Origin of the sequence: Winogradskyella pulchriflava, from assembly GCF_042434315.1 — a bacterium.
GTDB classification, from domain to species: Bacteria; Bacteroidota; Bacteroidia; order Flavobacteriales; family Flavobacteriaceae; genus Winogradskyella; species Winogradskyella pulchriflava.
In genome coordinates this window covers 517,647-534,631 of record NZ_JBHLTQ010000005.1, presented here as the reverse complement: position 1 = coordinate 534,631, position 16,985 = coordinate 517,647, and the positions used below count along the sequence as shown (strand labels likewise).

17 protein-coding genes and 1 pseudogene are annotated in these 16,985 nt (G+C 34.5%); 16 read left to right on the top strand and 2 right to left on the bottom strand.

The annotated features are described in order from the left end of the window. The first annotated feature begins 55 nt into the window (after positions 1-55). The 5 genes and pseudogenes from ACFFGA_RS11780 to ACFFGA_RS11760 all read left to right on the top strand — a co-directional run. Positions 56-2,602 carry a T9SS type A sorting domain-containing protein gene (locus ACFFGA_RS11780; protein ID WP_386064234.1) on the top strand — a complete coding sequence of 849 codons (2,547 nt, stop codon included), beginning with the start codon at positions 56-58 and terminating at the stop codon, positions 2,600-2,602. 85 nt (positions 2,603-2,687) lie between these two features. Continuing rightward, complete coding sequence (gene recR / locus ACFFGA_RS11775; protein ID WP_386064231.1) at positions 2,688-3,305, top strand: recombination mediator RecR; 618 nt, start codon at positions 2,688-2,690, stop codon at positions 3,303-3,305. 7 nt (positions 3,306-3,312) lie between these two features. Next, positions 3,313-4,413: a glycosyltransferase family 2 protein gene (locus tag ACFFGA_RS11770; protein ID WP_386064229.1), complete on the top strand. Its 1,101-nt coding sequence runs from the start codon at positions 3,313-3,315 to the stop codon at positions 4,411-4,413. A gap of 88 nt (positions 4,414-4,501) precedes the next feature. Next, on the top strand, positions 4,502-5,842 hold the full coding sequence (locus tag ACFFGA_RS11765; protein ID WP_386064226.1) for a dihydrolipoamide acetyltransferase family protein: 1,341 nt from the start codon (positions 4,502-4,504) through the stop codon (positions 5,840-5,842). Positions 5,843-5,904: 62 nt separating this feature from the next. Beyond that, positions 5,905-6,105: pseudogene (locus ACFFGA_RS11760) on the top strand (IS110 family transposase); the annotation flags it as partial. A gap of 48 nt (positions 6,106-6,153) precedes the next feature. Here ACFFGA_RS11760 and ACFFGA_RS11755 read toward each other — a convergent pair. After that, entirely contained in the window at positions 6,154-6,543 is a 390-nt protein-coding gene (locus tag ACFFGA_RS11755) for a hypothetical protein (RefSeq protein ID WP_386064223.1), read from the bottom strand. Positions 6,544-6,777: 234 nt separating this feature from the next. Between ACFFGA_RS11755 and ACFFGA_RS11750 the strand changes: the two genes are divergently transcribed. The 10 genes from ACFFGA_RS11750 to ACFFGA_RS11705 all read left to right on the top strand — a co-directional run bounded on the left by ACFFGA_RS11750 (position 6,778) and on the right by ACFFGA_RS11705 (position 14,499). Continuing rightward, entirely contained in the window at positions 6,778-7,554 is a 777-nt protein-coding gene (locus ACFFGA_RS11750) for an exonuclease domain-containing protein (protein ID WP_386064220.1), read from the top strand. 41 nt (positions 7,555-7,595) lie between these two features. Then, positions 7,596-8,513 (top strand): carboxypeptidase-like regulatory domain-containing protein, encoded by a 918-nt coding sequence (locus ACFFGA_RS11745; protein ID WP_386064218.1) that lies wholly within the window; start codon positions 7,596-7,598, stop codon positions 8,511-8,513. 32 nt (positions 8,514-8,545) lie between these two features. Beyond that, the gene (locus ACFFGA_RS11740; RefSeq protein WP_386064215.1) at positions 8,546-9,157 is read left to right on the top strand and encodes a fumarylacetoacetate hydrolase family protein; all 612 of its coding nucleotides are present in this window, start codon (positions 8,546-8,548) and stop codon (positions 9,155-9,157) included. Further along, positions 9,158-9,499, top strand: a complete 342-nt coding sequence (locus ACFFGA_RS11735; protein ID WP_386064213.1) for an Hpt domain-containing protein — start codon at positions 9,158-9,160, stop codon at positions 9,497-9,499. Further along, a complete protein-coding gene (locus tag ACFFGA_RS11730; RefSeq protein WP_386064210.1) occupies positions 9,499-10,746 on the top strand; it encodes a competence/damage-inducible protein A in 1,248 nt (415 codons plus the stop codon). Before ACFFGA_RS11735 ends, ACFFGA_RS11730 begins: the two co-directional genes overlap by 1 nt. Positions 10,747-10,860: 114 nt before the next feature. After that, positions 10,861-11,097 carry a 50S ribosomal protein L28 gene (rpmB, locus tag ACFFGA_RS11725; protein WP_386064207.1) on the top strand — a complete coding sequence of 79 codons (237 nt, stop codon included), beginning with the start codon at positions 10,861-10,863 and terminating at the stop codon, positions 11,095-11,097. Between the two features lie 25 nt (positions 11,098-11,122). Next, on the top strand, positions 11,123-11,305 hold the full coding sequence (rpmG, locus tag ACFFGA_RS11720) for a 50S ribosomal protein L33 (protein ID WP_008271040.1): 183 nt from the start codon (positions 11,123-11,125) through the stop codon (positions 11,303-11,305). A 6-nt stretch (positions 11,306-11,311) separates the two neighbouring features. After that, positions 11,312-11,464, top strand: coding sequence for a DUF4295 domain-containing protein (locus tag ACFFGA_RS11715; RefSeq protein WP_008271041.1), 153 nt, complete (start codon positions 11,312-11,314; stop codon positions 11,462-11,464). 176 nt (positions 11,465-11,640) lie between these two features. Further along, positions 11,641-12,615, top strand: coding sequence for a signal recognition particle-docking protein FtsY (ftsY, locus tag ACFFGA_RS11710; RefSeq protein ID WP_386064201.1), 975 nt, complete (start codon positions 11,641-11,643; stop codon positions 12,613-12,615). A gap of 207 nt (positions 12,616-12,822) precedes the next feature. Then, a complete protein-coding gene (locus ACFFGA_RS11705) occupies positions 12,823-14,499 on the top strand; it encodes an amidase family protein (protein ID WP_386064198.1) in 1,677 nt (558 codons plus the stop codon). Here the strand turns inward: ACFFGA_RS11705 and ACFFGA_RS11700 are convergent. Then, positions 14,496-15,575 carry a serine hydrolase domain-containing protein gene (locus ACFFGA_RS11700; protein WP_386064195.1) on the bottom strand — a complete coding sequence of 360 codons (1,080 nt, stop codon included), beginning with the start codon at positions 15,573-15,575 and terminating at the stop codon, positions 14,496-14,498. The genes ACFFGA_RS11705 and ACFFGA_RS11700 overlap by 4 nt on opposite strands. An 83-nt stretch (positions 15,576-15,658) precedes the next feature. Here ACFFGA_RS11700 and rimO point away from each other — a divergent pair, with 83 nt between their 5' ends. Beyond that, positions 15,659-16,963 (top strand): 30S ribosomal protein S12 methylthiotransferase RimO, encoded by a 1,305-nt coding sequence (rimO, locus tag ACFFGA_RS11695; RefSeq protein WP_386064192.1) that lies wholly within the window; start codon positions 15,659-15,661, stop codon positions 16,961-16,963. Positions 16,964-16,985: the final 22 nt, after the last annotated feature.

Here is a 16,985-nt window from a genome sequence, read left to right as displayed (position 1 = left end):
ATTTTATGAAAAATAGTACATTTGGAAAAAAGAGCTACTTAAAAAATAATAAAATATGAAAAAGATTACTTTGTTATTCACATGTTTCCTATTTGCATTTAGTCTTTATGGACAAGATTATAAAGAGCTTATTGCTGAAGGAAATCACACCGTAGAGTCCATTGTTGCTGTAGCAGAGCAGCATTTCGATTCAGTAGGTAGAGGTCGTGGAACGGGATATAAACCTTTTAAGCGCTGGCAATATTTTGCAGAACGTGCCATGGATGAAACAGGAAAACTAAAGTCACCAGAATATTATTATAACGAATTACAAAATTATAATGCGAGAATAAATGACGAAGGTCTGGCATCTAGAACCGTTGTAGGTACTTGGGAAGAAATGGGACCAACATATTGGAATGCAACTTCAGGGTACAATCCCGGAGTTGGAAGAATTACTTCAGTTGCTGTTGATGAAACTGATTTAAACCATATTATAGTTGGTGGTGAAACTGGTGGTGTGTGGAGAAGTATTGACGGAGGTGCAACTTGGACCGTTTTAACCGATAATTTAGCTAACATAGATGTGTATGCACTTGCTATAGACCCTCAGAATAGTTCACACTATTATTGGGGATCTACTGGTGGTTCAATATTTAAATCTACAGATAGTGGTGCAACATGGACGTTGCATGGCAATTTGTCTTACGGAACCGTGAATAAAATTTTAATTCACCCAACAAATGCTTCAATTATGTATTGCAGTGTGCAAGGAAATGGGCTATACAAATCTGTGGATGGAGGTCTAACATGGAGCTCTATTTATTTCGTGGCTACAGGAACAGGTTATGATATTGAGTTTAAACCAGGTGATCCTAGTGTTATTTACGCTTCAGGAAGTAGTTTTTACAGGTCAACCAACAATGGAACCAGCTTTTCGCAAATAAGTGGTGTAGGAGCAGACCAGTTTTCTAATGGCCCAAAAATGATTGGTGTGTCAGCAAACGATCCTACTGTGGTTTATGTTCTTGAGGCTTCTGGTGGTGCTTTTGGTGGTTTGTACAAATCTACCGATAGTGGAGCCACTTTTACTAAGTTAGACCATACAGGTAAAAACTATTTTGGTTATTCTTCTGACCCAGAGGATGTAGGTGATGTTGGAGTAGGGCAAGCTCCTAGAGATATGGATATTGTTGTACATCCAAATGATGTTAATGATGTTCATATAGCGGGAGTAAATACATGGAGATCTATTAATGGAGGAATTGACTTTCTTAATACGTCTCAATGGGTGCCATTTAATGCTGCAAGTCAAAATATAGGATATTGCCACGCAGATGTTGACATTTTGTTATTTGCAGGTGCAGGAGCAAATGCTAAACTTTTTTTAGGGACAGATGGAGGTATTTATAAAGCAGAAACCCCTTCAATTGTAAATAGTAATTATTATACAGATTTAACAACAGGATTAGGTATAAGACAATTTTATAAAATTGGTATAAGTCAAACAGACCCAGTAGTTGTTACTGGTGGATCGCAAGATAATGGGTCTTCTGTATTAGGTTCTGATGGTAATTGGACTGATTGGTGGGGAGCAGATGGAATGGAAGGTTTTGTGGACAAAAACAATTCGCAAATAATATACGGAACTACTCAATTTGGCTCATTTATTAAATCATTTAATGGTGGATCTAGTGTTTCTGGTGTAACACAACCAGATGGTAAAGGCGGTCAAAATACCTGGAACTGGGTTGTGCCTTTTGAGCAAGATCCAATAACTCAAGATGTTATTTATTGTGCTTTTGATGAAGTATATAAGTCAATAGATGCAGGGAGCACATGGACATCTATATCTCAAAACTTCGGAGCTGATGTTGATCATTTTAAAGTTGCTCCAACAAATAATCAAATGATGTATTTGGCTATTAATGGAGTATTTTGGTATACAACTAATGGTGGAACAACTTGGACGGCATCTTCTTTAAACTTAGGAGGTGGCTGGATTAATGAAATTGCAGTGCATCCAACAGATCCTTCTAAAATTGCAATTGCTACAACCAACAGTCAAAAAGTTTATATAAGTACAGATAATGGAGTGTCTTGGACATCTATGTTATGGGATTTACCTAGTTTCTCAGCGCAGGCTCTAGCTTGGCAAAATAATGGTCAGGATGGTCTATATGTTGGGATGAACTATGGTGTGTATTACACGGACAACGATTTAGGGAATACTTGGGTTCCGTTTAATAATGGTTTACCAAATGTTAGAATTAATGAGTTAGAAGTAAATACTGCAGACAATAGACTATATGCTGCAACTTATGGTAGAGGTTTATGGAGATCTAATGTTTATGATGAAGCTTTAAATGTCAATGATTTTGAATTTAACGATTTCGCTATTTACCCTAACCCAGCAACTAACGAGTTAAATATAAAATGGAACACTTCTGAAAATGTAAGTGTGAGAATCTTCAATACGCAAGGGAAGCTAATGTTTTATGGAAAGGATATTAATTTGTTAAATGGATTTAAAATGGATGTATCATCCTTTAATTCTGGTGTTTATTTTGTGAAATTAAATAGCACTAAAGGAGAAGTGACTAAAAAACTTATCCTTAAATAACTAGAAACAATTTTTAAGAAAAGCCCAATTGTAATTCACTTGCAGTTGGGCTTTTTTATATCCAAAAATCAGTACCTTCGCAATTATGGAATTTTCTTCAAAACTTTTAGAAAATGCGGTTAACGAAATGGCACAATTACCAGGCATAGGTAAACGTACCGCTTTGCGTTTGGTGCTACATTTATTAAGGCAGCCAAAACAACAAACATTTCAGTTGTCAGAGGCTTTGTCTAAAGTTAGAGCAGAAATAAATTTCTGTAAATCTTGTCATAATATAAGTGATAAAATCTTGTGCGAAATATGCGAAAACCCAAACCGTAATGAACAATTAATTTGTGTGGTTGAAGATATAAGGGATGTTATGGCAATTGAAAACACAAGCTCATTTAAAGGGTTGTACCATGTTTTGGGAGGTAAAATTTCTCCTATGGATGGCATTGGTCCTCAAGATCTAAATATTAATTCTTTAGTAGAAAAAGTAAAATCAGGACAAGTTAAGGAACTCATTTTTGCTATGAGCCCAACAATGGAAGGTGATACCACAAATTTTTACATCTTTAGGCAAATCCAAGATTATAATGTCGAAACGTCAACTATAGCAAGAGGAGTAGCTGCTGGTAACGAATTGGAATACACGGACGAAATCACACTAGGTCGCAGTATCATAGACCGAATTCCTTTTGAAGCCTCTTTAAAATCGTAACCTTATTTTGAAGCTATCCGTTATCATACTCAATTATAATGTGCGTTACTTTTTAGAGCTCTGTCTTAAAAGTGTTGAAGCTGCTATAAAAGAGTTGGATGCCGAAATTATAGTTGTGGATAACAATTCTCCAGACGATAGTTGTGAGATGGTAAAATCGCTATTTCCAAATGTTAAATTAATTGAGAATAAAGAAAACTTTGGGTTCTCTAAAGGAAATAACATTGGAGTAGCTGAAGCCAAAGGAGAATATTTATGTATTCTTAATCCAGATACGGTTGTTGCCGAAGATACCTTTTTTAAGCTTTTAAAATTTGCAGATTCCAAAGAAAATCTTGGGATAGTTGGTTGTCAGCTTATTGATGGTAAAGGGCAATTTCTTCCTGAAAGTAAGCGCAATGTTCCAACTACAAAAATTGCGTTTCAAAAGATGGTTGGCTACGCAAACAATTATTATAATCTTAATATTGATAAGGATGGTATTGGTAAAACCGATGTATTGGTTGGTGCATTTATGCTCTTAAAACAAGAGGTTTATAATAATGTTGGAGGTTTTGATGAAGATTATTTTATGTATGGTGAGGATATTGATTTGTCTTTCAAAATTTTAAAGGCAGGTTATGCTAATTATTATTTTGGTGAGGCAACCATTATTCATTTTAAAGGCGAAAGTACTTTGAAGGATAAGGTTTATGCCAAGCGTTTTTACGAAGCCATGGAGATTTTTTACAAGAAACATTTTAAGAAAAATTCATTGTTTTCAGTATTGGTAAAATTGAGTACTAAACTGGCTTCTAAAAAAGGCAGACACATTCCAGAAGTAAAGACCAACAATATTTCACAAACTACGGTTGTGTCCAATGATATTCCAGAATCGTTAAAAACAAAGTTACAGCAACCTGTGTCTATAACAACAGAACTCTCTGGTGCGTTTGAAAACACCTTATTGGTTTTAGATGCGCATTACCTTAGTTATAAGACGATTATCGATTTTATGAAATCTAAAACTATTTCAAAATCGAATTCGTTTAGAATTTTATCAAAAAATAGTACTTTTATCCTTGGTAGTGACAGCAGTGTTGGTAGAGGGCATGTGCTTCATTTTTGAATATTTAATTGAATAAAAATCAGAAAAACATCTTGTTTTTTATTAATTTTGCAGTCAACTAACAAATAAAGACCTTCAAATTATAGATATGGCAAAGTTTGAACTTAAGTTACCTAAAATGGGAGAAAGTGTTGCTGAAGCAACAATTACCTCATGGCTTAAAGATGTTGGAGATACTATTGAGGCAGATGAAGCCGTTTTAGAAATCGCCACAGACAAAGTTGATAGTGAAGTACCAAGCGAAGTGGACGGTGTTTTGGTTGAAAAACTATTCAACGTTGATGATGTTGTACAGGTTGGGCAAACTATAGCAGTTATAGAAATTGAAGGAGGAGATACTGTTGAAGTAAAAGCTCCAGCAGCAGAGACTGTAGCTGAGCCAGAACCTCCAAAAGCTGTTGCTGAGGTTGCTCAAACCGTTGTAGCAGCTAAAGAAACTGTTGCGCCTGTGGTATCTTCAGAGGGTCGTTTTTACTCTCCATTGGTTAAGAATATTGCAAAGCAAGAAGGTATTTCTCAAACAGAATTAGATGCTATTCCTGGTACGGGAAAAGATGGTCGTGTTACTAAAAATGATATTAAATCTTATTTAGAATCACGTGGTTCTGCACCAGTTGCAACACCAAAAGCCGATCCTGTGGTTGAGAAAAAAGTAGAAACCTCACCTGAGGCACCTAAACCAGCAGAAAAAACAGTCGCTCAACCAGTTGTTACTTCTGGAGATGATGAGATTATAGAAATGAGCCGAATGGGTAAACTTATTTCTAAGCACATGGTAGATTCTGTACAAACCTCTGCTCACGTGCAGTCGTTTATAGAAGCAGATGTTACTAAAATCTGGAATTGGAGAAACAAGCATAAAGACAACTTTAAAAAGCGTGAAGGTGAAAATCTTACGTTTACACCAATATTCATGGAAGCTGTGGCAAAAGCCATTAGAGATTTCCCTATGATAAATATCTCTGTTCAAGGAGATAGTATTGTAAAAAAGAAGCATATCAATTTGGGTATGGCTGCTGCGCTAGGAGATGGTAATTTAATTGTACCAGTAATTAAAGATGCAGACCAACTTAATTTATTAGGTATGGCTAAGAAAGTTAATGACTTAGCTAATAGAGCCAGAGAAAATAAATTAAGCCCAGACGATATACAAGGAGGAACCTACACGGTTACTAATGTTGGTACTTTTGGTAGTATTATGGGTACACCAATAATCAATCAACCACAAGTAGCCATTTTAGCTTTAGGAGCTATACGTAAAGTACCTGCAGTTATTGAAACAGCAGAAGGAGATTTTATTGGCATACGTTACAAAATGTTCTTATCACATTCTTACGACCACAGAGTAGTCAATGGAGCACTTGGTGGACAGTTTGTAAAAGCCGTTAAGGATTATTTAGAAGCTTGGGATTCAGATAGAGAGATATAACTATAACTAATGTTTTGTCATGCTGAACTTGATTCAGCATCTCACATATATTAAAAAGCACAGTTTTAGGACTGTGCTTTTTTTATGCTTGTAAATACAACAAACCTTGTAGAGATTTATATGAGCGCATTGTAGCCAAAGGAAAGAGCAAAAAATTAGCGTTAATCGCAGTATGCAATAAACTATTGAAACAAGCCTTTGCAATTGCTAAATCGGGATTAATATATGATGATACTTATAGAAGCACGTTGGTGAAAAATTAATGCTATTTTACTTGTTTTTTACCACAGTACTTTGTTGTGTACAGTATTTTATTTTTCGTATTTATAATATTCAGTTTCTTTTCCGTCCGTTATCAAAATCAGTTTGTTAGAATTCAAGTATTTCAATTCCGAAATCCAATTTTCGTAAGGATAAGTGAAATTGATTTTAAATCCACCGTCATATTTAATTATTTCTACAAATGGTTGAACTTCGATTTCAATTAATTCGTCTCCATTTTCGGCAATTTCAATTTCCGATAAATGACCTTTTCCATTTTCAAACCAATATTCATAAATAGTATTAGATTCGTCATTCTTTTCTTTCCACTTTCCGCTCAAATATGTTTCTACTTCTTTTTCCGATTCACAACATTTTAACTGTTGTCCGAGTAAGGTCAGAGGTAAAAATGTCATTATTAAAATCAGAATTTTTTTCATTTTCAGAGTTTAGTGGATATTGTACACAACAATTGAATATAGATATTAACTATATCCTTACTATAACGACTAAGATAATAAATCTTTTCAATGTTTTTATCAAGCATCATTGAATCAGGTTCAGCATATATAAACGAAGTTAACTTTTTTAATTTATAAAGTTTAGCCAGCTTTTTCAATACAAACAATGCTATTCAGCTAATTCTATTTATCTTTGGTTTTCAAAATTTTAATATGCAACTCAACCTTAGCAAACCCATTTGTTTTTTCGATTTAGAAACCACAGGAATCAATATTTCTAAAGATAGAATTGTTGAGATTTCAATACTAAAAGTCTATCCAGATGGTAAAGAAGAAACGTATACAAAGCGCGTAAATCCAACAATTCCTATTCCGCCAGAAGTAACGCTTGTGCATGGCATATCTGATGCAGACGTGGCAGATGCGCCAACGTTTAAGGAAATTTCTAAAGAAGTTTATAATCTAATTAAAGACTCGGACTTAGGAGGTTTTAATTCTAACCGTTTCGATATTCCGCTATTGGCAGAAGAAATGTTGAGGGCAGAAATTGATTTTGACATGAAAAACAGACAGTCTGTAGATGTGCAGACTATTTTTCATAAAATGGAACAACGCACATTAAGTGCTGCCTACAAATTTTATTGCGATAAAAATTTAGACGATGCACATAGTGCCGAAGCAGATACAAAAGCAACTTACGAGGTCTTAAAAGCACAATTAGAAAAATACGACGAGTTAGAAAACGATACTAAGTTTTTAGCAGAATTCAGCTCAAGAAAAAAGTTTGCCGATTTTGCAGGTTTTCTAATCTATAATAAAAAAGGAGAAGAGTGTTTCTCTTTTGGAAAGCACAAAAACAAACGCGTTGTAGATGTTATGGAACAAGAACCTGGTTATTTTGGTTGGTTGCTCAATGCAGATTTTCCGTTATATACCAAGAAGGTGTTAACTGCTATTAAGTTGCGACAGTTTAATAATAAGTTAAGTTAGTTGTCATTCCAGCGAAGGCAGGAATCTTAGTAATTAGTAGAATGAAGTTCCTTTTATTATTTATCCCGTTTTTAATATTTCCTCAAGCACGAATAGCAGAAGGTTTTGCTTTAGATAAGGTTACAAAAAAACCTATCCCTTATGTTAACATTTCTATTATTGATTCTCAAATTGGAACATCCAGTAATGAAGATGGCAGTTATTCACTTCAAATCAAAAAAGAAGACCTTAACAAAACTGTAAAGTTGTCGTCACTCGGTTATAAGGATACAATGTTTGTAGTTAAATCCTTATTGAAATTGAAAGCACTATTTCTTCAGTCTAAAGTTGAACAATTAGATGAAGTTGTTATTTCTGAAAAGTTTGAAGAAGAATTCTTAGAGATTAATCCCATTAAAAAGAATGAAATCGTTGGTGGCATTGGTGGAATGCGAGAACATCCTTATATTTTTGCACTTTACATACCATTTGACTCTTTATTTTCAAAGACAGAATATATTAATAAAGCGAAGATTCTATTAAATAAAACTTCACCGTTAGGTGGCAGTCAATCTATGTCATCAAAATTTAGATTTCGTATGTTTGCTGTTGGTAAAGACAGTCTTCCAGAAAATGATTTGATTTCTAAGAATATAATTGTGGAGACTACGAAAAAGCAAAGACAGGTTGATATTGATTTATCAGAACTCAATTTAGTTTTTCCAAGGGAGGGAGTTTATGTAGCAATTGAATGGCTATATATAACCACCAATGCCTATAAATTTTCTTATACCAAAAAAAAATCGAGAAAAAAATATGTTGAAACTAGATATGCACCAAGAATTTCTTGGATTAAAAGAAAAGGAACTACAAATAATCTAGCTGTTTATTCTAGTGGGACATGGTATGCTATGCCTATACCATCTTCGAAGAAAAATGAATATATAGTTCCGGCAATAACCTTAACTTTGTCTAATTAAACTTTGCGCCTTACGCGCCTTAGCGAGAAATCATGAAATTAATCTGCATAGGTCGAAACTACACAGACCACATCAAAGAGCTAGAAAACGAAAAACCATCAGACCCTGTTGTGTTTCTAAAACCAGATACAGCCATTCTGTTGAAAAAACAACCGTTTTTTATTCCAGATTTTTCTGATGATGTACACCATGAAGTAGAATTATTGGTAAAAATCAAAAAAGTAGGAAAGTATATTGATAAAAAATTTGCGCACAAATATTATGATGAAATAGGACTTGGTATAGACTTCACTGCACGCGACCTTCAAGCACAGTTAAAAGCAAAAGGCTTACCTTGGGAAAAAGCCAAAGCCTTTGATGGTGCTGCTGTTATAGGGAAATGGTTGCCAAAAACTAAGTTCGCAAACATTGATAACATCAACTTTAGTTTAAAGAAAAATGATGAGGTTGTTCAGTCTGGAAATACCGAATTAATGCTTTGGAAAATTGACGAACTTATAGAATATGTCTCAAAATATTTTACTTTAAAAATTGGAGATATTATATTTACGGGCACACCAGCAGGAGTTGGTAAGGTTTTTGCAAATGATACTTTAAAAGGATATATTGAAAACGAGGAATTGTTTTCTATTAAAATAAAATAAATGCCACAACATTATAAATTAGATCGCGTTCGCGAAATGGCTGATAACGACGAAGACTTCGTTATGGCTTTAGCAGCAGCTTTTATAGAAGAAGTTCCAGCAGATGCAGAACGATTAAGAGTAGCAGTACCAGAAGGTGATTTTTACGAAACTTACCAAGCAGCACATAAAATGAAACCAACAATAGAGTTGTTTGAATTAGGTGTTTATGACGAGCTAATCGTTGTACAGGATTGGGGAAAATTTGAACAGTCCGATAAAAATGTGGACGAAGAACTACAGAAAGTGATTACTGCAGTAGAAAATGCTACAAACGAGATAAAGTCTGATTTTGGTCTGTAATGCAAGTAGAAATCATCACTATTGGCGATGAAATTCTCATTGGTCAGGTTGTAGATACAAATTCGGCTTTTTTAGGAAAGGAATTCAATAAGATAGGTGCTTCAATCTATCAAATTACTTCGGTACAAGACGATAAAACGCATATTCTAAAAGCGTTAAAGGAAGCAGAAGATAATGCTGATATTGTGATTGTAACTGGTGGTTTAGGACCAACCAAAGATGATATTACCAAGCATACACTTTGCGAATATTTCAATGATACTTTAGTTGAAAATAAGGAGGTTTTAGCGCATGTAGAAGAATTGTTTTCAAAATATATCAGCACACCAATTTCAGATTTAAACCGTCAGCAAGCCCTTGTCCCTTCAAAAGCTAAGGTGCTTAAAAACCAATTTGGTACTGCGCCTGGTATGTGGTTAGAAAAAAACGGAAAAGTGTTTGTGTCGCTTCCTGGTGTACCATACGAAATGGAGGCTTTAATTAGTAATGAGGTGATTCCGGCTCTGAGATCGAGATTTAAGTTTCCATATATAAAACATAAAACCATTTTAACTTTTGGTTTGGGTGAAAGTGCGCTTGCAAATAGAATTGAAGCTTGGGAAGATGCATTGCCAAACTTTATTAAGCTTGCTTATTTGCCAAGTTTAGGCAGTGTAAGGTTACGATTGTCTGGTAAAACTACTGACAAAGCACAATTAGATAATGAAATTGATAAGCAGGTAGCGTTGCTTTTACCCCAAATTGAAGATATTTTTATTGGTTTTGAAGAAGATCTATCCATAGAAGCTATTATTGGTAAACAACTAACATTAAAAGAAAAAACGATTGCCATAGCAGAGAGTTGCACAGGAGGACGACTAGCAGAATCCTTAACAGCTAATGCAGGTGCATCAAAATATTTTAAAGGAAGTATTGTAAGTTATGCTACGGAATCTAAAGAGAATATTTTAAAGGTTTCTGAAGCTATAATTAATAAACATTCTGTAGTAAGTAAGGAAGTTGCTGAGGCTATGGCAAAAAATGTCAGATTGCTTTTTAATACAGACTACGGAATGAGCACAACAGGAAATGCTGGACCATCAAAAGGAGATTCTGATGCAGATGTAGGAACAGTTTGGATAGCTATAGCAACAAAAACAAAGGTATATTCCGAAGTTTTTAACTTTGGCAACCACCGTAAAAAAGTAATTATAAAGGCAACAAATAAGGCTTTTGAAATGCTTCTAAAAGAAATTTCGAAAAAGTAGGATTATATGTTTGCTGAAACGTAAAGTTTTCTTAAATTTGCACCCTGTTTTAAAATATCTGTTGTAGGATTGTAAATAAACAGGAAAAATTAATAGACCTAAAGAAAGAAAACAATGTCAAGAGTTTGTGAACTTACTGGGAAAAAGGCGATGGTTGGAAACAATGTTTCTCACGCTATGAATAAAACTAAACGCAAGTTTGATGCAAACTTGATCAAAAAGCGTTTTTACATTCCTGAAGAAGATAAGTGGGTAACATTAAAAGTTTCTACATCTGCATTAAAGACTATCAATAAAATTGGTATTACTGCAGCATTAAAAGAAGCTAAAGCAAAAGGATTTTACAAATAATAGCGTACGCTAAAGTCAATTTACAATGGCAAAAAAAGGAAATAGAATACAGGTTATCTTAGAGTGCACAGAGCACAAAGCTTCTGGTCAGCCAGGAACTTCTAGATATATTACAACGAAAAACAAAAAGAATACGCCAGACCGTATGGAGATTAAAAAATTTAATCCTATCCTTAAGCGTATGACAGTTCATAAAGAGATAAAATAAGAAATCATGGCAAAGAAATCAGTAGCGTCTTTACAGACAGGATCAAAAAGATTGACAAAAGCTATTAAAATGGTGAAATCACCAAAAACTGGAGCCTACATGTTCGTAGAATCAGTTATGGCACCAGAATTTGTCAATGACTTTTTAAACAAAAAATAATCTTTATTTTAATATAGATTTAGTAAACTGCTTTCATTTGAAAGCAGTTTTTTTATGGCTATATTTGAGCGGATATGACAACTTAGCAGTAAAGCATTAAAGGCAAGGTTGTTGTTTGTATGATTTTATAATAATGTCACACTGAGCGCAGTCGAAGTGTGTTTTTAAGCAACAAAATGAGTTTTTTTAAAAAAATATTCTCTTCAGAAAAGAAAGAAACCTTAGATAAAGGTTTAGAGAAATCTAAATCTTCTTTTTTCAATAAATTAAATAAAGCTGTCGCAGGTAAGTCTAAGGTAGATGATGATGTTTTAGATAATCTTGAAGAAGTACTAGTAACAAGTGATGTTGGTGTTAATACAACTTTAAAAGTTATAGAACGTATTGAAGAGCGTGTAGCTAAAGATAAATATCTAGGTACATCAGAGCTAAACAAAATTCTTAGAGAAGAAATAGCAGGTTTACTGTCCGAAACCAACTCTGGTGAAGAAACCGAATATATCATTCCGAACCTACCAGCTCAAGAAAACGGTAAAAAAACACCTTATGTGCTTATGGTGGTTGGAGTCAATGGTGTTGGTAAAACGACGACAATTGGTAAGTTGGCTTATCAGTTTAAAAAGCAAGGTTTAAAAGTAGTACTTGGTGCTGCAGATACCTTTAGAGCTGCTGCAATCGACCAATTACAAGTATGGGCAGATCGCGTAGATGTACCAATGATACGACAAGAAATGGGTTCTGATCCTGCTTCTGTAGCTTTTGATGCTCTGCAATCTGGTGTTAACCAAGAAGCAGATGTTATTATTATAGATACAGCTGGTCGTTTACATAATAAAATCAATTTAATGAATGAGCTCACCAAAGTAAAACGCGTAATGCAAAAAGTAGTAGGTGATGCACCACACGATGTATTATTAGTTTTAGATGGCTCTACAGGACAAAATGCTTTTGAACAAGCTAAACAGTTTACTGCTGCAACGGAAGTGACTTCGTTAGCCGTTACAAAATTAGATGGTACAGCAAAAGGAGGAGTTGTAATTGGTATTTCTGACCAATTTCAAATTCCTGTAAAATACATTGGAGTAGGAGAAGGTATTGAAGACTTGCAAGTCTTTAATAAGTACGAGTTTGTGGATTCTTTTTTCAAATAATATACGAAACTTGTTATACTGAACTTGTTTCAGTATCTCATTAATAATACATCTTCGACGAGTTTAGCATTATTTTAAATTTAGTTGAAGTCAAATTATAATATTTTAAATCGACCTCAAAGGTTTCCGTAACCTTTGAGGTCTTTTTTGTTTAGTTCAAAAAGTTTTAATAAAATCCATTTAGTATTTTTATAAAAAATACTAACTATGCGTCATATCCTATCTCTTCTAGTTTTTGTTTTTGCACTTTCCTGTAAGAACTCTAATTCATCAGATGTTAGAACACCTATAGAAAATTCTGAACCCACTGAGCAATCTTCAGCCGATGAATCTTCAGACCTATCTGCCATTTCAACCAAAGATTTCAGGGAATTTAAAATCTTGGATTCTAAAAATTTAACCAAATCTGAAATTTGGGAAACTATTAATCCTCAAATAGAAGATTTTAAAGAGGCTGATTATGAGCGTTTAAAACCATTTATATTAGAGAAGGATATTACGGAACTGCAAGTCAATAGAACTCGTAACAAATTTACTTATGAGGAATTGACCAAATTTTATCTCTATCGCATAAGAAAGTTTGACAGAGAGAATCCTTTATCATTGAATTCTGTAATTGCCATCAATCCAAATGTAATTGAAGAAGCTAAAGAAAAAGATCGCTATTTTGTTGATAGAGGTCTGAGTAAGCATCCAATTTATGGAATGCCAATTCTACTTAAAGATAATGTTAATGCTTTAGGCATGGCAACAACTGCTGGAGCTGTAGCATTGAAAGATAACATTACAGATGATGCTTTTATCGTTAAACAACTAAAGGCTAATGATGCATTAATCCTCGGAAAAGCAAATCTAAGCGAATGGGCTTATTTTTTCTGTGGTGACTGTCCAAGTGGATATTCTGCCGTTGGTGGACAAACTTTAAATCCCTATGGACGACGCATTTTTGATACAGGTGGTTCAAGTTCGGGTAGTGGAGTTGCTGTTGCAGCTAATTTTTGTGCAGCTGCCATAGGAAGTGAAACCGCTGGTTCTATTTTGTCGCCTGCGAGTCAGAATTCAGTGGTTGGGTTAAAACCAACGATTGGCTTGGTGAGCCGAAGTGGCATTGTGCCTATTTCTTCAACTTTGGATACAGCTGGTCCAATAGCAAGATCTGTTAGAGATATAGGTATTGTGCTCAGTGCTATATATGGTTATGATATATCTGATTCTAAATCTGTGGATCTCAACCAGTCTCAAGGCTATTTTGAGAAACCATCTTTGGGTGCCATACAGGGTAAACGTTTTGGCGCACCTAAGCGCTTAATGGAAGATTCACTATACCAAAAGGCTTTAGAAGTATTAAAACAGCAAGGTGCTGAAATTGTAGAAATTGAAGAGGAGAAATTAGGATTGCCAAACTTTATTCGCTTATTGAATTTAGACATGAAGAAGGATTTACCAACGTACATGCAAAATTATGCCAATACGTCCATTAAGTTTAGAACGGTTGAAGATGTTATGGATTTTAACTTAAAAGACTCATTAAAAACCATGCCTTACGGTCAGAAATTATTTAAAGGAATAGCTGACGATAAAGGTGATGCCAAGTATTTGGTGGCAATAAAGGATACTTTAAAAACAAACGGTTTACAATATTTTAACCATCCTATGAAAGATAGAAGCCTTGATGGTTTCTTGTCTATTAATAATTATCATGCTGCATTTGCTGCTGTTGCCGAATATCCTGCATTAACAGTACCAATGGGTTATACGGAAAAAGGTGAACCAAAAGGATTGACGTTTATTGCAAAGCGGTTGCAAGAAAAGCAATTGTTGCAATGGGCTTATGTTTATGAGCAAGCCTCAAAAGCCAGAGTTGCACCTAAAGATTATAACTAATCAATTAATGCGTTGATTTTAATCCAAAGGTCATTATCAAACGTTGAGAGTGCAAAATTCTCTTCGTCAGCAGATTCTCCCATTCTAATTACCACTAATTTTTTACTTGGGACCACATATATTTTTTGGTCATTTTTACCTAAAGCAGCATACATATCATTTGGTGCATCCTGAATAAGTTTGCCGGGAAACTCAACTTGACTTTGCGGTAAATGATAAGAAGATTTCCCATTTAGCCACCATAAATAACCATAAGCTAAGTTAATATCTTGCGACGTATTTGTTGCTTCATTAAGATAAGCTTCGCTTACAATTTGCTGGTCTTCCCACATACCATTTGCATAAGTTAGTAAGCCAAAACGCGCCATGCTTCGTGTGTTACTCCAGTACACATTAAGACTTCCTAGAGCAAACCAACTACCACTCATGCCAATAGGTGCTTTTAATTTTAAATTAAAATAGTCATCCCAAGTTTGATTTGTAGCTTCAGCAACAACGTCTTGCATTTTTACATAGACGTTATGATATGCCCAACGTGTGCCTGCATCAGCAATGTAATTTAAGTTGGCAGGAGAAATATCATCGCCAGCTTCATCATCTAAGCCAGAAGACATTGATAACAGATGTTTACATGTAATTAGGTTTTCTTTTTCTAAAGGTGCATTTGTCCAACCTGTTCCTACATAGTCAGAAACTTTATTACTGATATCAATAAAACCTTCATCTTCAGCAATACCAGATAGTGCTGTTGTAAGTGTTTTTCCTGCACTTGCCCAATACCAAATAGCGTTACTATTATGGTCGTTCATGTATTCTTCCACAACTATTTTTCCGTTATGTAGTATTATGAATCCTTTTGTATTTTTTTCTTCAAGAAAATCTAATAGCGGCTGTAGTTGGTCTTCATTCCAGTTTAATTCTGAAATCGTTTTGGTTTCCCAAGTATCAGAATTTAAAGGTGGAAAATAGATATCTTCATTTTGTGGGTCTTGATCATCAGAGGATTCATTATCACTAGAACACGATAATAGAATACAGAAAAGCGTAAAGATGAATGTATATCTAATAAGTTTCATATGGTGGTTTGCATTTTTAGACTCGTAAATATACTAAAGGTTTAATTTACGTTGTATCTTTGCCCACTGATTTATACAATGGTATGAGAACAAAAACACTTAAGAAAAATAGAATTAATGTTGTAACCCTAGGCTGTAGTAAAAATGTTTACGATAGCGAAGTACTAATGGGTCAACTTAAAGCTAGCGGCAAAGACGTGGTACATGAGGAAGAAGGAAACGTTGTTGTAATTAACACTTGTGGTTTTATAAATAATGCCAAAGAAGAAAGTGTAAATACCATTTTGGAGTACATGCAAAAGAAGGAAGATGGTGAAGTGGATAAGGTTTTTGTTACGGGTTGTTTAAGTGAGCGCTACAAACCAGATTTAGAAAAAGAAATACCAAACGTAGATCAGTATTTTGGTACAACAGAGTTACCAGGCTTATTAAAAGCACTAGGAGCAGATTATAAACACGAATTAATTGGTGAACGTCTAACGACTACACCAAAGAATTACGCATATTTAAAGATAGCCGAAGGCTGCGACAGACCTTGTAGTTTCTGCGCTATTCCTTTAATGAGAGGGAAACACAAAAGTACTCCAATAGAAGAGATTGTTATTGAAGCAGAAAAATTAGCTGCAAACGGAGTTAAAGAATTGATATTAATTGCTCAAGATTTAACCTATTATGGTTTAGATCTTTATAAAAAGCGAAATCTCGCTGAATTATTAGAACACTTAGTAAAAGTTGAAGGTATCGAGTGGATTCGTTTACACTACGCATTCCCAACAGGTTTTCCAATGGATGTTTTGGATGTAATGAAACGAGAGCCAAAGGTGTGTAATTATTTAGATATTCCGTTGCAACATATTTCAGATGCTATTTTAAAAAGTATGCGTCGTGGTACAACAAAGGAAAAAACCACAAAGTTGCTTAAAGATTTTAGAGCAAAAGTTCCTGAGATGACCATTAGAACTACATTAATTGTTGGTTATCCTGGTGAAACACAAGAAGATTTTGAAACGTTGAGAGATTGGGTAAAAGAGATGCGTTTTGAACGTTTGGGTTGTTTTACATATTCACACGAAGAGAATACACATGCTTATAACTTAGAAGACGATGTGCCAGAAGCCATAAAAATGCAACGTGCCAATGAGATTATGGAAATTCAATCCCAAATTTCCTGGGAATTGAATCAGGCTAAAATTGGGCAAGAGTTTAAAGTGGTGATTGACCGTAAAGAAGGGAATTATTTTGTTGGACGTACAGAATATGATTCACCAGACGTTGATAACGAAGTGTTGATTGATGCTACCACAACTTACTTAAAGACAGGTGAGTTTACAACTATCAAAGTTATTGAAGCTGAGGATTTTGATCTTTACGGTGAAGTGTTGCTTTAGACAAAAGCAGGCTTGCGCCTGC

What these genes read in the sequence shown, in the direction of transcription:
- ACFFGA_RS11740 (WP_386064215.1), top strand. Translation starts at nt 8,546, where the DNA reads ATGAAATTAATCTGCATAGGTCGAAACTACACAGACCACATCAAAGAG.
- ACFFGA_RS11750 (WP_386064220.1), top strand. Translation starts at nt 6,778, where the DNA reads ATGCAACTCAACCTTAGCAAACCCATTTGTTTTTTCGATTTAGAAACC.
- rimO (WP_386064192.1), top strand. Translation starts at nt 15,659, where the DNA reads ATGAGAACAAAAACACTTAAGAAAAATAGAATTAATGTTGTAACCCTA.
- ACFFGA_RS11730 (WP_386064210.1), top strand. Translation starts at nt 9,499, where the DNA reads ATGCAAGTAGAAATCATCACTATTGGCGATGAAATTCTCATTGGTCAG.
- ACFFGA_RS11715 (WP_008271041.1), top strand. Translation starts at nt 11,312, where the DNA reads ATGGCAAAGAAATCAGTAGCGTCTTTACAGACAGGATCAAAAAGATTG.
- ACFFGA_RS11765 (WP_386064226.1), top strand. Translation starts at nt 4,502, where the DNA reads ATGGCAAAGTTTGAACTTAAGTTACCTAAAATGGGAGAAAGTGTTGCT.
- recR (WP_386064231.1), top strand. Translation starts at nt 2,688, where the DNA reads ATGGAATTTTCTTCAAAACTTTTAGAAAATGCGGTTAACGAAATGGCA.
- ACFFGA_RS11755 (WP_386064223.1), bottom strand. Translation starts at nt 6,543, where the DNA reads ATGAAAAAAATTCTGATTTTAATAATGACATTTTTACCTCTGACCTTA.
- ACFFGA_RS11705 (WP_386064198.1), top strand. Translation starts at nt 12,823, where the DNA reads ATGCGTCATATCCTATCTCTTCTAGTTTTTGTTTTTGCACTTTCCTGT.
- rpmG (WP_008271040.1), top strand. Translation starts at nt 11,123, where the DNA reads ATGGCAAAAAAAGGAAATAGAATACAGGTTATCTTAGAGTGCACAGAG.
- ACFFGA_RS11700 (WP_386064195.1), bottom strand. Translation starts at nt 15,575, where the DNA reads ATGAAACTTATTAGATATACATTCATCTTTACGCTTTTCTGTATTCTA.
- ACFFGA_RS11745 (WP_386064218.1), top strand. Translation starts at nt 7,596, where the DNA reads ATGAAGTTCCTTTTATTATTTATCCCGTTTTTAATATTTCCTCAAGCA.
- ACFFGA_RS11735 (WP_386064213.1), top strand. Translation starts at nt 9,158, where the DNA reads ATGCCACAACATTATAAATTAGATCGCGTTCGCGAAATGGCTGATAAC.
- ACFFGA_RS11780 (WP_386064234.1), top strand. Translation starts at nt 56, where the DNA reads ATGAAAAAGATTACTTTGTTATTCACATGTTTCCTATTTGCATTTAGT.
- rpmB (WP_386064207.1), top strand. Translation starts at nt 10,861, where the DNA reads ATGTCAAGAGTTTGTGAACTTACTGGGAAAAAGGCGATGGTTGGAAAC.
- ftsY (WP_386064201.1), top strand. Translation starts at nt 11,641, where the DNA reads ATGAGTTTTTTTAAAAAAATATTCTCTTCAGAAAAGAAAGAAACCTTA.